Source organism: Brenneria goodwinii (genome assembly GCF_002291445.1).
Classification (GTDB): domain Bacteria; phylum Pseudomonadota; class Gammaproteobacteria; order Enterobacterales; family Enterobacteriaceae; genus Brenneria; species Brenneria goodwinii.
In genome coordinates, this window is sequence record NZ_CP014137.1 from 4,928,863 (window position 1) to 4,948,148 (window position 19,286).

Sequence of the window (19,286 nt, forward strand, 5' to 3'; positions counted from 1 at the left end):
CTTTGAGGAATGTTGGAGAAGATGATTAGTTTGTATATGTCCACCTGTCGCTTGTTAATTATATCGAATCTATTGGTTTATTTGAGATGGTAAAAATAATAATTATTTAGTCTGGTTGGAATGCGAAGCTTAAACAACAGGAGCTTTATGAGAGAACTGACATCATTAAAATTAAACCATTTTTCTGCCTCGGACGGGATCCCTGCAACAATCGAAAATACCATGGATGCTGCTACCAGTGGGGCAGTTAATCAACTCTATAATGATAGAAAATATAACCATCCAGACCTGATAATTATAAATTTAGTCAAAAAAAAAGATTCCAGGCTTAAAACGGAAAATATTTAAACTGAGAATTTTTTTAACTTTTGGTGCTCACACAAAATGAATTCTTTTCCTCATGAAAATATCCCCCTAACTGATGCACAGCAAGGGGTTTGGTATGCTTCTCAAGCCAGCCATTCTTCCAGACTCTACGCGACGGGGCAGGCTTTGTACCTTCGCGGTGAGATAGAACAATCCAAATTAATTCACGCTATTGAGCGCGCTTTAGTGGAATTTGATGTGCTCAACCACAGCTTCATCGATGTGTACGGTACGCCATCTTTCGGTCCGCTAATGTCCAATGCATGCGTCACTCTGTGCGATCTTAGTTTTCAGGATGAGCCAGAGGTTCTTGCGCAGCAATCGATGGAGCAGATAATCCGTGAGGAGTTGGGACCGAATTGCCTGCATCAACATGAACATCGTCTGTATATATTAGGTAAGCATGAGGCGATATGGTTTTCTCGTATCCATCATATCGCCTTCGATGCCTATGCCTACCATTTACTGCATCAACGCGCAGGCGCGCACTACAGAGCGTTGCAGAAAGGGGAAAGCGTGGTTCCTTGTCGATTCGTAGGACTGCGTACATTGTGTGCAGAAGATTTGGCTTACAGGGAGAGTTCGCAATATACAAGCGATCACGACTATTGGACACATCGCTGCGCACAAATGCCAACGCCAACTTTCCTTGGCACGGCTGCGCAAGAGATGGCAGTTGATACCATACAGGCCGAAGAATTCATTGATGCTGAGCTGTCTTTGGTTTTGGATACTTTTTATCAACATAGCAGGATAGCGTTGTCCGATATGTTGCTCGGTGTGTTTGCCAGTTATTTTTCATCATGTCTGGGAGGCGAGCGAAAGCTGCTTTTCGGATTGCCTTGTATGGGGCGCCTGGATTCCTTTGGCGCACAGGCGGCGATAACCCGCAGCAATATTCTGCCTTTGCTTTTGGAATTGCCTCAGGATGTCTGTTTTCAGGACGTTTGTGCCATTGTCGCAAGAAGCAGGCGCGAGTTACTTGCTCATCAACGTTATCGCGGCGAATGGATTGGCAGGGCTATCGGCAGAATCGGCGATAACTTACCTCTTTACGGCATTGAACTGAATATTTTGCCCTACTCTCCCACTCTTGATTTTGAAGGATTAAACACGGCAGCCAAACATGTCGCTACTGGCCCTGTACGGGATCTCAATGTTCATTTGGAACTTGGATCAGATCTGCGCCCACGCGGCCTCAGGTTGATTGCTAATGCTTCGCGGCATAATCGATCGGAATTGCAAATGCATGTGCGCCGACTGCTGTACTGGATGGAGCAATTAATCAAGGCGCCTGAATTACCGCTGCGGGAGCTGTCGTTGGCGATGCCAGCCGAGTTGTCGGCGATCGCTCAGTGGAACAACACAGTTCATACTTTGCCTGCGCATAATATTCTCCAGTTATTTGAAGAACAGGTTCAAGCTGTACCTCAACAGCTCGCCGTACTTGACGAAACCGGTGGGTTAACCTATTCAGAACTGGAACTGCGTTCTCGGCAGCTTGCGCATGCTCTCGACTACCATCTGCAAGGTGCTCGCGGCAAGGTGATCGGTGTGGCTCTGGAACGCTGCGTTGAGCTGGAAGTGGTTCTGCTGGCTATTCTTCGCTCCGGTGCTGTGATTTTGCCGCTCTCGCTGGAACTTCCCGAACTACGACTGCAGAAGATGCTCAAGCAAGCCGGCGCTTCTTTGACGATATCCACCTTCACGAGCCGGAACAGACTGCCGACCGGACACTCGCAGATGGATATTGAGTCACTCAGTTGCATCGCGGAACGGTTGGGCAACGCGGCACTGGCGCTGCCCACAGAGCAGTGTGGAACTGCGCCGGCCTACATTCTCTTCACTTCAGGCTCCAGCGGCGAACCGAAAGGTGTAATGGTTGGTCATCTGGCGTTAGCTAATCGCCTTCAGTGGATGCAGGCTGAGTACAGTCTGCAGCCAACGGATCGTGTTCTGCAGAAAACGCCTGCGACCTTCGACGTATCAATGTGGGAGTTCTTCTGGCCGCTGATCAGCGGCGCGACATTGGTTATGGCGCGTCCCGGCGGACACACGGACCCAGCTTATCTTCTGAGCAGTATTGAGCAATATAACATCACTACCTTACATTTTGTCCCATCAATGCTGGCGCTATTTCTTGATGCTTTTGAACGTCGTCCAGGACAACTACCGTTACTCCGGGTATTCGCAAGTGGTGAAGCATTGTCCCCAGAGCTGGTAAAGCGCTATCACTGTCTACTGACCGCACCATTGCATAATCTCTACGGTCCAACCGAAGCCGCTATTGACGTGACTTACCATGTGTTAGGTCAAAATGTTGAAGGACGCAGCGTACCGATTGGCCGCCCAATCTGGAATACGCGGATCCACATTCTCAATGAATACGGTAGAACCACACCGATCGGTATTGAAGGAGAGCTGTATATAGAAGGAATTTGTCTTGCTGATGGTTATGTCGGCCAACCAACCCTGACTGCTGAACGTTTCGTCATCGGTGCTGACGGCGAGCGTCTTTACCGGACAGGCGATCTGGCACGTTGGCGCGAGGATGGTGAGATTGATTACCTTGGGCGCCTGGATCAGCAAATAAAAATACATGGTCAGCGGATTGAACTGGAGGAGATTGACGCGGTTATCGGCAAGCACCCACAAGTCCATCAGGCCTGTGCCAATATGTATGAAGGACGTATTATCGCCTATATCGTAACCAATGGCGTTGAGCCGGATGAAGATGAACTGCTGGCGTTTTGTCGCAAACATCTTCCCGTTTACATGCTACCGCAGCGTGTGATGTTTCTTGCGGAGCTCCCCTTAAGCCGTAATGGGAAACTGGATCGGAAAATTTTGCCCGCACCGCCAAATATCCATCGGGAAGATGGCAGTGTGCCATCCAGCCTGATCGAGCAACGGCTATGCGAGTATTTCGCCGATGCTCTGCAATTACCGGCAGTAGCACCCGAATCGAACTTTTTTGATCTGGGCGGTAATTCCCTGAGCGCCGTCAGTGTCGCCGCCAGGATAAACGCAGGTCTCGGCTGGCGAATTACGATAGCCAACATTTTTGCCCATCCCACCCCCAGAACACTGGCCGGGCACGGTCAGCATGATGACCTGAACATGCTTGATACAACTCTGTTGCTGCGTCCCAGCCCGTACAATTCCCGGATTGGACTGCCGACGCTGTTCTGCATCCATCCGGCTGGCGGCATCGCCTGGTGCTACAGCGGTCTGGCTCGTTTTCTCAAGACGCCGTGTGAGATTGTCGGTTTGCAGGCGCAAGGGTTGACACCGGAGGGTCATATCGCTCAATCGATGGATGACATGGCTGAAGAGTATGCCAACCGTATACGAACCCATCAACCCAGAGGCCCATATTGGCTGATAGGTTGGTCCGTTGGTGGAATGATCGCTCACAGCGTGGCCGTACGTCTTGAACAACAGGGCCAGAAGGTTGAACTGCTGGCGATGATGGATGCCTATCCCAGTGATTTGTGGCGGCGCTTCGCGTTTGAAGATTTGAACTCGAGAGAAGAAGAAAGTATGGCTATGGCGGCGTTGCTCTTCATCGCAGGTATCGCGTTGCCTTTTGACAACGGGTTACCTTCCTTGATTGTGCCGAAAGGTGAGGTGCTCGAACGTTCACAAACGATCAGATTGCTCAGGGAAAATGGTAATGCGCTGGCTAGTCTTGACGATCAAACGCTTGATCGGCTTATCAATGTCGTTATCAATAGCCGCCGCTTGGTTGGCGGTTCGAACCATGACATTTATCACGGCGACTTGTTGTTCTTCACGGCGGCAGCGCCACGAGCCGAGGATTGGCTGGATCTGGAGGCGTGGCACCCTTATGTTCACGGACGGATTCATAACATCGACATCAATTGTAATCATCCCGCAATGGCCCGGGCCGAGGCTCTGCGTGAAATCGCCATGCATCTGGACGTCACGTTTGCGTGCTTTCTGAAACGTTTATCCGGGAACCAACAGGACTCAAGCAGGAAAAAAATAGTGGAGAACGCTGCCAAATGAGCCATAACCCTATGCTCGCTGACCTCACCGAAAACTTAGTACCATTCGAGGCCCATCAGGTAACGTCTTCTTTGATCTGGTGTGGCCCTGATGTCAACGACGGCGAAGCATTGCACAATGCTTGCAGTTATTTGATTGGTCCCATAGGCTCCGGTACTTCCAAAATATTCCAGGCGGAGCGCTATGGCGGCAGCGGTATTCAGCGCAATGGCGGAGGTGCCCGCTGCGGTTTTGACGGCCGTTATCAAGTCAAGGGGATCGGAGCCAATCCGTTGGTTGGTCAGGGTTCAGACTGGCACCATTCCAATGGTGCGCTCGGTGCCAGCCAGGCAATTTATGAAGCATTATGGGGAGAAGTACTGGCACAGGTATTGCCTTATGGCGCGGTGCGCGCGCAAGCCGTTTTACTCACCGACAACTACACCGATATTAAATTCGAACGCTCCCGGGGGGTATCTCGACGGGCTCTGCTGGTACGTGAGCCGACAGTTCGCCCGGCGCATTTCGAACGGGCGCCTTACTTCCGACCGCAATCCCAATACTCCGGGCAACTGATGCACGATGCTCGACGTGTCAGGTCAGCGATCCGGAAGTTGCCGGCCAGTTTGCCGACACCATCTGAAGGTTTCAGCGAGGAGGCTTATCACGATCCCCAGCATCATTGCATTGAAGGGCTATGTGAACTGGCGCGACGTCAGGCACAGCAGATGGCTTTTTGCCGAACGCGTTTCCTAATGCTGACGACGTCACCGTCCAACATCGCGATGGACGGAAGGCTGTTGGATTTTAACGGGCTCAACTGCTTGTTCCCCAGCGATCATCGTTACGATTTCGAATACAAACTCAAACTTACGCAGTTGATGAAAGAGCCTGCGATCCTTCAACAGGGACTATCCGATCTTTGCCTGTATCTCGGCAAATACCTTTTCGATCCGGAATTCACATTGTATTCGCGGCAACAGGTGGGGGCTTGCTTCCAACAAACCTTTCAGGAAGCCTGCTACCGTGGATATCTGACGTTGTTAGGAATATCCGCCGATATGCTATCGCCGAAAGAAACGCCCGAACCGTTAGAGCGACTGGTGGACAGCTTTATAAAATTGTTCGGCAGCCGCAGCGGAACGCTGTACTGTCCGCCCAATGATGATCGAACTGAGTCGCCACTGGAACAACTGGTCGTGACGTTGATACGCCGCAGTCAGGGGTTGGCGGTCCCTGGCTGCGGCGATTTGGAGAATGACGTCCGCTTCGCGGAAACACTACGTTTCTTCACCGAAGCCAGTCATTGGCTGGTCAAAACCTGCCGTGCCCGGGGTAGCGATACCTCTTCGATCCTGAAAAAGATGGAACAACAAGCGCGACGGAGACTGCAACCCAGAAGTTTTTTGAGCAAGGTTCGGATGCTTGAGGAGATCGCCGGCTTGCTGGAGGCCCATAGCGGCGACGACCTCCATCTGCGACAGGCGTTATCCGTAATGGAAGAGAAAATGCAGATCTTTGCCAGGGAGGCGTTTGGCCGTCAGCAATCAGTCAATCATATTCCGGAAAGGTGTGAAAAAACATGACGTTGTATATAAGGGAAACAGTCAATGACCGGAAAGACTGGTCTGCCCATGAACAGATCGGTTTTGCCGTAAGCTGCATGCTCCATAATCGCAATTACAGCCTTTATCCGGTTTTGAGCATTCAGTATTGGACGGAATTCGCGATACAGCACGATCAGATAAAATTCCTCTTCGATACACGCGACCAGCCATTGGCTTATGTCACCTGGGCGTATCTGGAGGCGGATACTGAAGCTCGACTGCTCAACGATCCGGAATTTCGGTTGCATCCTTCCGAATGGAATGAAGGCGACAGGATCTGGCTCCTCGACTTCTGTTGCAAACCTGGTTTTGGCCGTAAGGCCATCGAGCGCTTCATCCGACTCAAACCATGGGGAGTGGGACAGGTGAGTTGGTTAAGTCGGAGAAAGAAGATCATGAGCCTGTAGCGATAGCTCAGGCGGAAAGGTTCCCTACAGCCTGGAACAAACGTGGTATAGCAGGTCGTCCGATTGGCACCCGAGGCCTTGGGCATATTTGCCAATTATGGCAACAGCGCTGACTAACAGGGTTAACGATAAGTTATTAGATAATTAATATGATATCTGTAGCTTAATTACTCATGATATTGGAAGAAGCGAATTAATTAAGGACTTTTATTTTGTTTCGTAAGGACGCTATAGAAAACAGAAAAATGAAATGGCGGGGGTGTGCGATTTTGCTACCGGGTATTCCTCTCTGGTTAACCGTTTTGGGTTGCATTTTTTTCATTACGACATTTCTGGCATTCATTATAGCAGGCACCTATACCCGCCGCGTTAACGTCAGCGGAGAGATCACAACCTGGCCACGTGCCGTTAATATTTATTCCGGGGTGCAGGGATTTGTGGTGAAACAGTTTGTTTACGAAGGCCAAACAATTAAAAAAGGAGACCCGATTTATCAGCTTGACGTCAGTAAAAGTACACGAAGCGGTGTTGTCAGTGATAACCAGCGGAGGGATATTGAAAACCAATTGGTTCGTGTGGATAACATCATTTCGCGACTGGGGGCAAGCAAGAGAATCACGCTGGATACATTGGAAAAGCAACGTTCGCAGTATAGCAACGCCTTCAAACGCTCATCAGATATTATAAGACGAGCAGAAGAAGGAATAAAAATAATGAAAGATAATATGGATAATTACAGAAATTACCAGGCAAAGGGACTCATCAATAAGGATCAACTGACCAATCAGGTGGCGTTATATTATCAACAACAAAACAATTTACTCAACCTGAGTGGGCAAAACGAACAGAATGCATTGCAAATAACCAGCCTGGAAAGTCAGATTCAGACTCAAGCCGCTGAGTTCGATAACCGAATCTACCAAATGGAGCTGCAGCGATACGAACTGCAAAAAGAACTGGTTGATGCGGATGTGGATGGAGAAATTATTATCCGTGCGCTGTCAGATGGGAAAATAGACTCTATGAGCGTCACGGTGGGACAAATGGTAAATGCTGGCGACAGTTTGCTGCAGGTTATCCCGAAAAATATAGAGAACTATTATCTGATTCTCTGGGTACCCAATGACGCGGTCCCCTATATCGCTGTGGGTGATAAGGTCAACGTCCGTTATGAAGCCTTTCCTGCCGAAAAGTTCGGCCAGTTTTCCGCCATGGTGACGACAATATCCAGAACGCCAGCTTCACCGCAGGAAATGCTGACTTATCGAGGAGCCCCCAAAAATACGCTGGATGCGTCTATTCCTTGGTACAAGGTGATCGTTAAGCCTGAAAAGCAAACTATTGCCTACGACAAGAAATCGTTACCTCTGGAAAATGGCATGAAAGCACAAAGCACGTTATTTCTGGAAAAAAGAAAAATTTATCAATGGATGCTTTCGCCATTCTACGACATGAAGCACAGCGCTACAGGGCCGGTTAATGAATAACGGTAGTTTCAAGTCCCTCATCAACCAGTTAGATATGCGATTACGCAGACAGGTTCCCGTCATTCATCAGACAGAGTCCTCTGAGTGTGGACTGGCTTGTCTGGCGATGGTATGCGGGCATTATGGCAAAAACATTGATTTGATATCTATGCGTCGACAGTTCAATCTGTCGGCGCGTGGAGCCACCCTTGCAGGCATCAACGGAATAGCAGAGCAGCTAGGCATGGTAACTCGGGCACTATCGCTGGATCTGAACGAACTCGGCGCGCTGAAAACTCCTTGCATTCTCCACTGGGACTTCAACCACTTCGTTGTGTTGGTCTGCGTGAAGCGCAACCGCTTTGTGTTGCATGATCCGGCTCGGGGGCGAAGAACAGTGGGATTGGCTGAAATGTCACAGTATTTTACCGGGGTGGCGCTTGAAGTCTGGCCCGGCAGCGAATTTACTGCGGAGACGGTTAAAAACCGCGTGAGTCTGAAAACGCTTATTCACGGCATATACGGCATCAAAAGCACACTTACAAAAATTTTCTGCTTTTCTGTGATCATCGAAGCCATCAACCTGGTAATGCCTGTAGGCACACAGTTGATAATGGACCATGCAATCCCGGCTGGCGATCGGGGCCTGTTAACCCTTATTTGTATTGGCCTGATGTTTTTTATTCTGCTTCGGGCAACCGTAAGTATAGTCCGCGCCTGGTCGTCACTGGTAATGGGAACGCTCATCAATGTGCAGTGGCAGTCAGGTCTGTTTAACCACCTGCTGAGACTGCCGTTGGGATATTTTGAACGGCGCAAACTGGGTGATATCCAGTCCCGTTTCGGCTCGCTGGATACACTGCGAGCCACATTTACGACCAGCGTAGTCGGAGCCATCATGGACAGCATCATGGTCGTCGGCGTACTGGTGATGATGGTGCTGTATGGAGGGTATCTTAGCTGGGTAGTTTTGGGTTTTACTGCCGTGTACGTCCTTATCCGCTTGTTGACCTACGGTTATTACCGACAACTCTCGGAAGAGACTTTGGTCAGGGGCGCTCGGGCCAGTTCATATTTTATGGAAACTCTGTACGGTATAGCCACGGTGAAAATACAGGGTATGGCCGAGCGGCGGGGAACACACTGGCTTAATCTGAAAATCGATGCCATCAATTCGGGCATCAAATTAACCAAAATGGATCTGTTTTTTAGCGGCATCAGTACGTTCGTTGCGGCCTGCGATCAGGTGGCGATTTTATGGCTGGGGACCAGCCTGGTGATCGACAATCAAATGACCATTGGGATGTTCGTGGCATTTGGGGCTTTCCGGGGACAATTTTCCGATCGTGTCGCCTCACTGACGAATTTTCTGCTGCAATTGCGGATGATGAGCCTGCACAATGAACGTATCGCCGATATAGCGTTACATGAACGCGAAGCCAAAAAACCTGATCTAAATACTATTGCTGCAATGCACCCCGCGGCGCTGGAAACTATTGATCTCAGCTATCGCTACGACAGTCAGTCTGCGCCAGTGTTCAGTGACCTGACAATTTCAATTGCTGCCGGGGAAAGTGTTGCGATAACCGGCGCCTCCGGTGCCGGAAAAACAACGCTGATGAAAGTATTATGCGGACTATTTGAACCTGATTCCGGCAAGGTAATCGTAAACGGTACCGATATTCGTCAACTTGGTATGAACAATTATCATAAGTTGATAGCCTGCGTAATGCAGGATGATCGATTATTCTCCGGTTCAATACGAGAGAATATTTGCGGTTTTACAGAGGGGATAGATGAAAACTGGATGATTGAATGTGCCAGAGCCAGTTATATTCACGATGTGATAATGAAAATGCCTATGGGCTATGAAACACTGATAGGTGAACTGGGCGAAGGACTCTCTGGCGGACAAAAACAGCGTATTTTTATTGCGCGTGCGCTGTACCGGAAACCAGGGATTTTATTTATGGATGAGGCAACGAGCTCTCTCGACAACGAGAGTGAACGTTTTGTAAATGTGGCAATAAAAAGATTGAATATCACCAGGATAATTATCGCGCACAGAGAGACAACGCTTAGAACCGTTGATAGAATCATCTCAATATAATAAGAAAAAAATACATAGCAAGAGTAAAAGGCGTAAATGGACACCTTACGATGTTTCTTCTGTTTTTTGTTATTTCTCTTTATCTTCCCCTGCTACTCATATAAATCATAAATTTTATGGTTGCAAAGGGCTGTTACATCATTTTTATAATTGTGATGCCCGTTTTCTTTGGTGCATGTCGTTATATTTTTGTATGTTAATAGATATGATTGATGTTTAGAGAAGGAGGTGTAATGAGTAATATTTTATTATCTATATTATGTGTTTTTATTGGTGGGGGGATGGGTTTTATCGCAAGATACTTTAACGCATCCCTATTAGTTCAATCGTTGTGTATTTCAATTAGTATCGCAATAGTGATGTTTGTTTTTTTCCAAATAAAAGGAGGTATTAAATGAGAGAGTTAAATTATAATGATATTAATTTTGTGCCTGGTGCAGGAGATGTTGACTGGGTTCAGGTAGGTAGGGATTTTTCTGTTGGAGGTGCCACTGTAGCCGGGACAGCATTTGGGACTGGTTTAGCAGGCCCGCTAGGTCCTGCAATCGGAGTGTTATGTGGAGTCGGTGTTGGTGCGCTATATGATTGGGGTAGTAATAGTGGAGTACATCTAGTACATCCAGTGCTTCTACAGCGGCAAGTAGTGGTAGCTAATATTTAAATGGTGACCGTAAACATAGCTACTTCACAGGGTGAATATAATTTAAGTTTAAAGGGAATTTATAGATTCATGAAGTTAACAAATATATGAATAAACTGACAAGAGTAAATTTTACTGATATTTTAACCATCTGTAAGCTAGCTAATTAAGAATTGCCGTTAAGGTCGCATTTCCTTATGACTTCTAATTATCCGATCAGGGTTTATTCATAAGAAAATACTGTGTTTCTGAATCTGCGCTATTACCTTGACTTGTTATTCATGGAGTTTCGGAGATCTGGCTTAAATTATTTGCTATTCGCTTTTTAATAGTGATGTTTTATTTTGATGTTTATACGTTCGATATTTTTATCTGATTGATGTGGAGGTTGATGTTATGTTGTCCATTCCTTGTGTTTTTAATGATGTCTGCTGAGGGGGTTATGAGAATATTTATACTTGCTAGGTATTGGGTTTTGTTTTTTATTGTGTTTTATTTTTTTATATATATTGGAGTATGGTTGTTTGATGGTGTATTTAATTATGGGCGAACAGCGATGCTGTCATTTGTATTTTCTAGTTTCTTTGCTTTATTTATGGCGAAGCTTCGTAGTTCGCCTAAAAAGTAGTCTCATTTAATTGAATGAAACCATAGGAGAATAATTATGCGAGAAATAAGTCATGTCGAGTTATCTGCAATATCAGGTGCCGGTGAATTTAGTTATGGAGAGCTTGCCGGAGTTGTTGCTGGAGGAGCGGTTGCTGGAGCGATGACAGGGGCTGCTGCTGCTGGATTAGGTGCCGGACCTGGAGCTGTTCTCGGTGGAACTGCTGCCGGGGCTGCTTATGTAACTGGCCACTTGGTTCAATCATTTTTTGGTGGAAGTAACACGAGCAGTAGTTCAAGTAGCACCAGTTCTGCTGCCAGTAGTGCCAGTTCTGCTGCCAGTAATGGTAGTTAACTTCCTGACCGTGACTGTAATATTATGGCCTCCCTGTTAAGGGGGCCATAAACTCGGGCTATTAAACACAGATAGGATAACTGAGGGAGAGGCTTTCAGGTAGGCAAAAAAGCGTATTTTTATTGAGTGAGCATGATTTTGGGAATCGGGTCTTTTATTTATGAATGAAACAGACTGATAACCTCTTCAGGTTACATTGCTTATTTTGGTATATATCCTTCATCTTTCAAGCTGCGCCCGTGTTGGCTGCATTACTTGGCCGATCCCTGGGCCTCGCCCTTTGCAGTAACGCTGCGAACTACGTTCAAATCTGCTTCCGGGGATTCAGGCTCAAACCAATAAAAAGCCTCCTATTGAGATAGGCTCATTATATATGGGAAGAACAAAATTCACGATCCTTTATTAATGGAGGAGTATCGGATGATTACGATTATTAATTTTTATTTTCTACCTGCGATTTTTAGTGTAATGGCCTTTTTGTCATTAAGTTCTTTTTTAAAAAAAAGAAATGCTTTGTTGAAAATTATAATTTCTTTTGCAGTGGCTTGCCTTGCTGTGTTTGTATACTTCTTTACTCATTCAGTTTTTGATGGAGTTTCAATTACACAGGCGTTGTTTTCATTTGGCTTTAACGATTTTATTGCTTCTTTTTTAATTTGTATTTTAAACACGGTTATTTTGTGGGTTTTAATTAATTTGAAATAAGGAGTGAATATAAGATGAGAGCGTTAAATGTTTATGAAATAAAAATGGCTTCAGCTGCAGGAACTCCTGGTATCGCCCCTGGCAATGCTCAGATAATTAAAGATGTGGCCATCGATGCTGGGATTGGTGCAGCGTTTACTCCAGGAGCTCCATTGATTGGCGCTGGACTGGGGGCTGCAGGCAGTGTAATCCATGGTGCTATCAACCATGGGCCTGTATGCGTCCCTATTCCCGTCATGATCGGACCGACTTGGAATGGCAGTGGCGGCGGTAACTCTGTTAGCGTTAGCGCTGCTGCTGCCAACGCTCTGGCTGCTGCCAGGGATGGTAGTTAACTGTACTTTTGAGCGTTTGGAACAGCAAGCCTGATTATGGACTTGCCAAACGTAAAGAATCAATCCCTAAATGTGTTTATTCAATATCTTGATATTGATAACAGTATCAATTGGTTACTGAAAAAATTAAGATCTCATTTCCCGCTCCAATTCTTGTTCTATAGATATCCACTAAAGTCTGTAGCTCTCTGATTCATCAGGGTAATCGCTCTATTGAGCCTCCAGCGAAATCCACTGAAAACCACCGTCAACCACGCCGAAGTCGTACACAAATTGGTACACGAAAATCGGGTGCGTTATCGATGCGGATTGTTTGCTGAGTCGCTTCCCTGTGCGCGTGTATTCCCGCAGGAGCGTTAATCGTCAAAATCATCGGATAATGCTTTATCAGTTTCCGCAACAGGCTCAAATAAAGAATCAGGCAAACACCTAAACGTTATATTTATACCCCATTCATGCGCTCTGTCTGGTGTATTCGGCAAGGAAAGTCATGCCATCGCAGCAAACAGGCCGTCGCGGTTGATGTCGCTCCAAACCCCATGGTTATCACCAGTTGTCCGTCGCGCAAACAAAAATGCTTTGCCATATCAATAAGAGCGACCGTGTTTAGTGTGGCTCCCAGGCTTCCGTAGCGTGAAAAAGTGGAAAAAATTTTTTTGCTGTCTATTTGCAATGCCTTCGCCGCTACTTCATGTATCCAGTGGACCGGTTCGTAAACATAGAATGCGTCAATGTCCGACAGTTGAAAATCAGCAGAACGGCAGACGCCGGTGCAACAGTCAATAATCGTTTCTGGCAAATGGTCAAAAATATAACCTCCTGAACCAGGGGGGATCCTGATATGAGATACGTTATTGTCTGACGTACCATCTACATATTCCAGTGGCTGATAATGAGCAGTGGATACCGAATAAGACGCGATGATTTCCGGCCCGTTTCCCTGACCGATGATCATACTGGCGGCGCCATCGCTGAGTAATTGCTTTGCCGGTTCGTTCTCTTGAAAGAAATGGCGATAATTACAACCGGTCACTATAGCAATTCGCTGATAACGTTCTGACAAAATCAGTGAACCGGCAATTTCCATTGCCGTACATCCACCACCAGTACCAACATTGATGCCAATCGAAGGGCACTTCAGTCCTATTCTTTTCGCCAGCAGGCCGGATTCCTGCCCCAAAATATTATCCGGCCATGATTGGCTCAATATCAGAAAGTCAATGTCGTCAACAGACAATTGGGCATATTCCATCGCGGCTAGAAAGCTGTCATCGAGCAAAATATCAATATCCCGTTTATCGTCAAGGGGCCAGATATGTCGCGTATCCGCCTCAAACTGATCAACATTCGTGCTGAACTCAGTCGTTAATTCGTCATGGTGCTTGATATCAATGCGTTTATCAGGCAATACGCCTGAGGCAGATAATATTCTGGGAAAATTCAGCATAATATTTAATTCCTAGAGTGACTTAATTGTATTGATCCGATCAAGCAACGGCGGCTGCGCATCTTTATCGATCAGAACATCAATAACAGTAGGAACGCCTTTCAAGATGGCTGCACGTAGTGAGGTTTCCAACTCGTCCGTCTGTGTGACCCTGACGCCATCCGCGCCCAATGCCTTGGCAAACAACGAAAAATCAACCTGGGGAATAACACAGTCCAGCGGTGGGTGACCTAATAGCCTCAATCCTTGCCGACACATGTTGTATACGCCATCGTTCATTATTAGCCAAATAGCCGGTAACTGATAACGAACAGCGGTGCTGACTTCATTATTCATCAACATGGAACCATCACCGATGATACCAAGGGTAGTTTTTCCTGACACGCTCAGGCCCACGATCCCGCAAGCATAATGGGCCATGGCGCCCAGCGCGGTACAAACCCGGTAGCGGTTTGGTTTTTGAAAATGTAAATATCTGTTGGTCCAAACAAACGTGTTTCCTGCGTCTGCGGCGATCAAACAGTCATGTTCTTCAATTGCTACCTTTTGAACAATCGCCATTACCTGCTGTGGATGAACGACGCCATCCTTAACCGGTATCAGATCCTGTTGTTCAGGTTCCTGTTCTCTGCGGAGTCTCTGCGGGTTATGACAAACGGCGGTTTTTTTTACTTTATCGTATACCCCATGCAGGAAATGAGAAATTTCCGCATTAATAATAACCGCGCTGGCGGGAAGGTTTCTTTGGATATCCTCATTTCCCAGACCAATATAATAAACATCAACATTGGTCAACTGATTTTGAATATATGAAGAGCTAAATTCTCCCAGTTTCGAACCCAATATAATAATAGTCTTCAATGATGGGTTACTTAGCGTATTTCTGATTTTTTTGCCATCGGAACCTAATCCAGTTGTGCCAAGGTAAAGCGCATGGTTTTCGGGGAAAATTCCTTTTCCCCTCGGGGTAGACATTACCAGTGTATTCGTTTCAACAGCGAGGCGGGTTAATATCTCTGCGGCATGGAGGCAACCAAATCCATTCCAAAGAATAGCATCTCCCGCCGCAAGCGCATCTGCAATTTTTTGTTGTTGACTTTCAGCGTTATTGTTCTTTTCGTAAGAATTCGATGCGGGTGTGATGCGTTCTATATTTACTCGATTATTTTCTTTTAAAACTTCTTTTTGGATATTTGTTGGTATAAAAATGCCCAACACATGGCCATAAGATGTTGTCATATTATTTATGGCGGTGATTGCTTCCATTAATTTTTCTTGTCTGTCAATAAAGACAATACTATCAAAAAAACCGCTGACGCCATCGCCTGCGAGGTCGTTGATATCTTGACGAGTTGTTTGCTGTAATCCCCATTTACCGTTGTGTTCCTCAATAGTAGTCGCTGAAATGAATACCACTCTTGCGCCATCCAGCTTTGCTGCACGTAATCCCGTTAAGGCATTGGTAATCCCTGGCCCAGAAGTGGAAAAAACAATGGTGGGGACATTGTTATATAAACTGTACTCTGAGGCTGAAAAAGCGGCACCGCTTTCATGTCTGCAATGGATAACCTTGAGTGGTGACTCTGACAGTGCTTCCCACAAAGGAACAATAAATCCACCTGAGACACCAAAAGCAGCTTCAACACCCACTTTTTTTAAATTATTGACTAATGCTTTTATAACCGTCTGCTGTTCGTCTTTGCTCATACAACCTTCCTCATAAAGTGTAAATACTTAAAAACACTTGATATAGAGAAATGAGTCTTACTCTTTAATGATTTTTTGAGTATGAATGTTATTTTCTCAACAATATAATTGTAGCGTGATTTATTAAAACCGCTAGAGTATTGGTTTTTATTCAACTTGATGTTTTTGTTGAGGTTTATTTTAATTTATTTTTAATTAAACGGGTTGCATTAATAAAGAGTGGTAATTATTTGTGTGATTATTATTGATTTTATCATGGATTGTTGATGATTTATGTCATAATATTTGGCTGTGTTTTTAAAATTTAGTTTCAATTGCACCAGTTCGCAGTGAGAGCGTTTTTAAGTTAATGCATTATTTCTCATAACCACTAATATAAATTGTTTTTATTTTATATTGTCTTATTCTTGATTGTTTTTATATAAAGATATACGTCAAAGCGGATTTTCATTGTACGCATAAAGTGACTCACATTTAGATTGTTTCGATGTGTTCAAATAGCCTGTATATCTTGTGCATGCCATGTTAATGGGAACCGGATGTCTGGAGATTCGGGAAGGCCACTCTGTATTCATTACCCTATACAATTTATACGTGTCTAACAGAAAGCTTGAACGCATCATAAGCAAATAACCACCAGCGCCTATGGCGGTGGTCGGCAACGTCGCTTCCCTTTACGCGGCACGCCACGCCTCTCTTCAGCCCTGATACGTTTATCCTTGTGCGATATGCCGGTCATCATCGCTTCTGATGACGGCCGGCGGCAATCTCAGGCGTGCGGTCCATGCGTTAGCGAGTCGCGTGGTATAAGTTCGCCAACAAAGGTCTGCTGATATTTAAATTCGCCGCCGTCGAGCATAAAAATTAAACGGCCAATGGTTTCTTTAATCATTTCCGTCACCGGAAATCTGACGCTTGCAAGGGGCGGAATAATGTAAGGCGCCACCGCGATATCATCAAAACCAATAACCGATACCGGGTGCGGAACGGCTATTCCGCTGTCGTGTAACTGTTTAATGGCGCCGATCGCCATATCGTCGTTGCTGGCAACCAGCGCGGTAAAGTGCGCATTACGGGATAATAACTCGGCGACGCCGGCAGAACCGCAGGCAGGCGTCCATTTCCCCTTAACAATCAATTCATCACGAACCGCAATTTTTTGCTGCGCCAGCGCATCTTTATAGCCGGAAAGGCGCTCGACGCCGGTAGGCGAATCCATTGAACCGGTAATAAACGCGATATCGCGATGTCCCATTGCGATTAATTTCGCCACGGCGGTAAAACTTGATAATTTATGATCGGAGTAGACGCAGTGGCTGCTATTTTTCCGCAACCGGCGATTAAGCACCATAATCGGCTGAGAATGGTTTTGAATAATCTCATCCATTTCATCAACGCTGAGAAAGCGCGGATAAATAATAATCGCGTCGCAGCGTAAATCGAGCAGATGCTGAATGGCCTGACGCTCTTCTTCCGCGCTATGTTTACCATCCGCCAGGATCAACTGGCGGCCTTGGTCTTCCGTCATGCGGGCGGCGTGAAACAGCAGTTCACTGAAATAGACCCCATGATACAGGGTGTTGGTGACCACCAGCCCCAGCGTCTGCGTCTTTTTAGCCGCCAGGCTCCGGGCCAGCAAATTGGGCCGATAGCCGCTCTCTTCAATGGCCTGAAACACGCGGTCTTTGGTTTCCTGACTAACGTAGCCGTTGCCCGAAAGCACGCGTGAAACCGTCGCCTTCGATACGCCCGCCCGCTTCGCAACCTCCAGCATCGTGGTCATGCAGATAATCCATTTGATGTCGATGTACCGCAGTTTACTTCACAGTAGCGCGATTGTTGTAGCGGGATTCCGTGGCTGAAAACATCGTTAAGTGATCGTCGTCACGAATATAAAAAAATGAATTTTATGATCTTGTATATATAAGTGAAACTTCCAATAATTTTGTGAAACCGGTTTCCTATGCAGTGTTTCATCGCCGCCCGTTTCTACGCTCAACGCCGAGCGATGAATATGTACCTTATTGATAAAAAGGATAAAAATCCGATGGCAAAGAACTATGCGGCTCTGGCTCGCTCTGTTGTTACCGCGCTGGGCGGCGTTGATAACATCTCTGCGGTGACCCACTGTATGACGCGTCTGCGCTTCGTGCTGAAAGACGATGCGCAAATCGACGGCGCCGCGCTGAAAAGCATCAGCGGCGTGCTCGGCGTGGTGCGCAATGAAAATCAGTGTCAGGTTATCATCGGCAATACGGTCTCCTACGCGTTTCGCGAAGTGGTCAGCCTGCTGCCTGGCGATATGCGGCCGGCCGAGCCAGCCGGCAAACAGAAGATAACGCTGAAGCGCATCGGCTCCGGGATCCTTGACGCGCTGATCGGCACCATGTCGCCGCTGATCCCGGCGATTATCGGCGGATCGATGCTCAAGCTGCTGGCGATGATCCTTGAGATGACCGGTCTGCTGGATAAAAGCTCCTCGACGCTGGCTATTCTCACCATCATCGGCGATGGCGCGTTCTTCTTCCTGCCGCTGATGGTGGCGGCATCGGCGGCGGTAAAATTCAAAACCAATATGTCGCTGGCTATCGCCATTGCGGGCGTGCTGGTTCACCCGAGCTTTATCGACCTAATGGCCAAAGCCGCGCAGGGCGAACACGTTGAGTTCGCGCTGATCCCGGTCACCGCGGTGAAATACACCTACACCGTTATCCCGGCGTTGGTTATGACCTGGTGTCTGTCATATATCGAGCGCTGGGTCGATCGCATCACCCCGGCGGTGACGAAAAACTTCCTTAAACCGATGTTGATCGTGCTGATCGCGGCCCCGCTCGCCATCCTGCTGATTGGCCCGATCGGCATCTGGATCGGCAGCGCCATCTCCGCTCTGGTGTACACCATTCATGGCTATCTCGGTTGGTTGTCCGTCGCCATCATGGGGGCGCTGTGGCCGCTGCTGGTGATGACCGGCATGCACCGCGTATTTACGCCGACCATCATCCAGACCATCGCCGAAACCGGCAAAGAAGGGATGGTGATGCCGTCAGAAATCGGCGCCAATCTGTCGCTCGGCGGTTCTTCACTGGCGGTGGCGTGGAAGACGAAAAACCCGGAACTGCGCCAGACGGCGCTGGCGGCCGCGGCGTCCGCCATTATGGCCGGGATCTCCGAACCTGCGCTCTACGGTGTGGCGGTGCGGCTGAAACGCCCGCTTATCGCCAGCCTGATCAGCGGGTTTGTCTGCGGCGCCGTTGCGGGTATCGCCGGTCTTGCCAGCCATTCGATGGCGGCGCCAGGCCTGTTTACCAGCGTGCAGTTCTTTGATCCGGCCAATCCTATGACCATTGTGTGGGTCTTTGGGGTAATGGCGCTGGCGGTGGTGCTGTCGTTTATCCTGACCCTGCTGCTCGGTTTTGACGATCTTCCCGTGGAGGAAGATAACGCGAAAAGCAGCGCGCCCCACACCGCGCAACCGAATACCATTAAACAAGCAAGCGCCTGATTTGACATACAACGAGGTATCG

13 protein-coding genes and 1 pseudogene are annotated in these 19,286 nt (G+C 47.4%); 11 read left to right on the forward strand and 3 right to left on the reverse strand.

Features of this window, described 5'->3' with window-relative positions; translation table 11 throughout:
• The first annotated feature begins 147 nt into the window (after positions 1-147).
• From ACN28R_RS21945 to ACN28R_RS23875, 10 genes and pseudogenes are all read left to right on the forward strand, one after another.
• Positions 148-348 carry a hypothetical protein gene (locus ACN28R_RS21945; RefSeq protein WP_095835460.1) on the forward strand — a complete coding sequence of 67 codons (201 nt, stop codon included), beginning with the start codon at positions 148-150 and terminating at the stop codon, positions 346-348.
• A 36-nt stretch (positions 349-384) separates the two neighbouring features.
• The gene (locus ACN28R_RS21950; protein WP_095835461.1) at positions 385-4,398 is read left to right on the forward strand and encodes a non-ribosomal peptide synthetase; all 4,014 of its coding nucleotides are present in this window, start codon (positions 385-387) and stop codon (positions 4,396-4,398) included.
• Positions 4,395-5,963, forward strand: coding sequence for an MchC protein (locus ACN28R_RS21955; RefSeq protein ID WP_095835462.1), 1,569 nt, complete (start codon positions 4,395-4,397; stop codon positions 5,961-5,963). The genes ACN28R_RS21950 and ACN28R_RS21955 overlap by 4 nt, the downstream gene beginning before the upstream one ends.
• Positions 5,960-6,391 carry a toxin-activating lysine-acyltransferase gene (locus ACN28R_RS21960; RefSeq protein ID WP_095835463.1) on the forward strand — a complete coding sequence of 144 codons (432 nt, stop codon included), beginning with the start codon at positions 5,960-5,962 and terminating at the stop codon, positions 6,389-6,391. Before ACN28R_RS21955 ends, ACN28R_RS21960 begins: the two co-directional genes overlap by 4 nt.
• Positions 6,392-6,603: 212 nt before the next feature.
• Positions 6,604-7,878: an HlyD family secretion protein gene (locus ACN28R_RS21965; protein WP_095835464.1), complete on the forward strand. Its 1,275-nt coding sequence runs from the start codon at positions 6,604-6,606 to the stop codon at positions 7,876-7,878.
• Complete coding sequence (locus ACN28R_RS21970) at positions 7,871-9,967, forward strand: peptidase domain-containing ABC transporter (RefSeq protein ID WP_095835465.1); 2,097 nt, start codon at positions 7,871-7,873, stop codon at positions 9,965-9,967. Before ACN28R_RS21965 ends, ACN28R_RS21970 begins: the two co-directional genes overlap by 8 nt.
• 233 nt (positions 9,968-10,200) lie before the next feature.
• The gene (locus ACN28R_RS21975) at positions 10,201-10,365 is read left to right on the forward strand and encodes a hypothetical protein (RefSeq protein WP_183096839.1); all 165 of its coding nucleotides are present in this window, start codon (positions 10,201-10,203) and stop codon (positions 10,363-10,365) included.
• Positions 10,362-10,628, forward strand: a complete 267-nt coding sequence (locus ACN28R_RS21980; RefSeq protein WP_095835466.1) for a colicin V family bacteriocin — start codon at positions 10,362-10,364, stop codon at positions 10,626-10,628. Before ACN28R_RS21975 ends, ACN28R_RS21980 begins: the two co-directional genes overlap by 4 nt.
• A 1,360-nt stretch (positions 10,629-11,988) precedes the next feature.
• Positions 11,989-12,273 (forward strand): hypothetical protein, encoded by a 285-nt coding sequence (locus ACN28R_RS21985; protein WP_095835468.1) that lies wholly within the window; start codon positions 11,989-11,991, stop codon positions 12,271-12,273.
• Between the two features lie 44 nt (positions 12,274-12,317).
• Positions 12,318-12,482 (forward strand): annotated as a pseudogene (locus ACN28R_RS23875) (hypothetical protein); the annotation flags it as partial.
• A gap of 568 nt (positions 12,483-13,050) precedes the next feature.
• On the opposite strand, the gene ACN28R_RS21990 reads toward ACN28R_RS23875, so the two are convergent.
• From ACN28R_RS21990 to ACN28R_RS22000, 3 genes are all read right to left on the reverse strand, one after another.
• Complete coding sequence (locus tag ACN28R_RS21990) at positions 13,051-14,055, reverse strand: 3-oxoacyl-ACP synthase III family protein (protein WP_095835470.1); 1,005 nt, start codon at positions 14,053-14,055, stop codon at positions 13,051-13,053.
• A 12-nt stretch (positions 14,056-14,067) separates the two neighbouring features.
• Positions 14,068-15,762: a thiamine pyrophosphate-binding protein gene (locus tag ACN28R_RS21995; protein ID WP_095835471.1), complete on the reverse strand. Its 1,695-nt coding sequence runs from the start codon at positions 15,760-15,762 to the stop codon at positions 14,068-14,070.
• Between the two features lie 769 nt (positions 15,763-16,531).
• A complete protein-coding gene (locus ACN28R_RS22000) occupies positions 16,532-17,545 on the reverse strand; it encodes a LacI family DNA-binding transcriptional regulator (RefSeq protein ID WP_048637336.1) in 1,014 nt (337 codons plus the stop codon).
• Between the two features lie 264 nt (positions 17,546-17,809).
• Between ACN28R_RS22000 and ascF the strand changes: the two genes are divergently transcribed.
• Positions 17,810-19,264, forward strand: a complete 1,455-nt coding sequence (gene ascF, locus ACN28R_RS22005; protein WP_095835873.1) for a PTS cellobiose/arbutin/salicin transporter subunit IIBC — start codon at positions 17,810-17,812, stop codon at positions 19,262-19,264.
• Positions 19,265-19,286 lie beyond the last annotated feature (22 nt).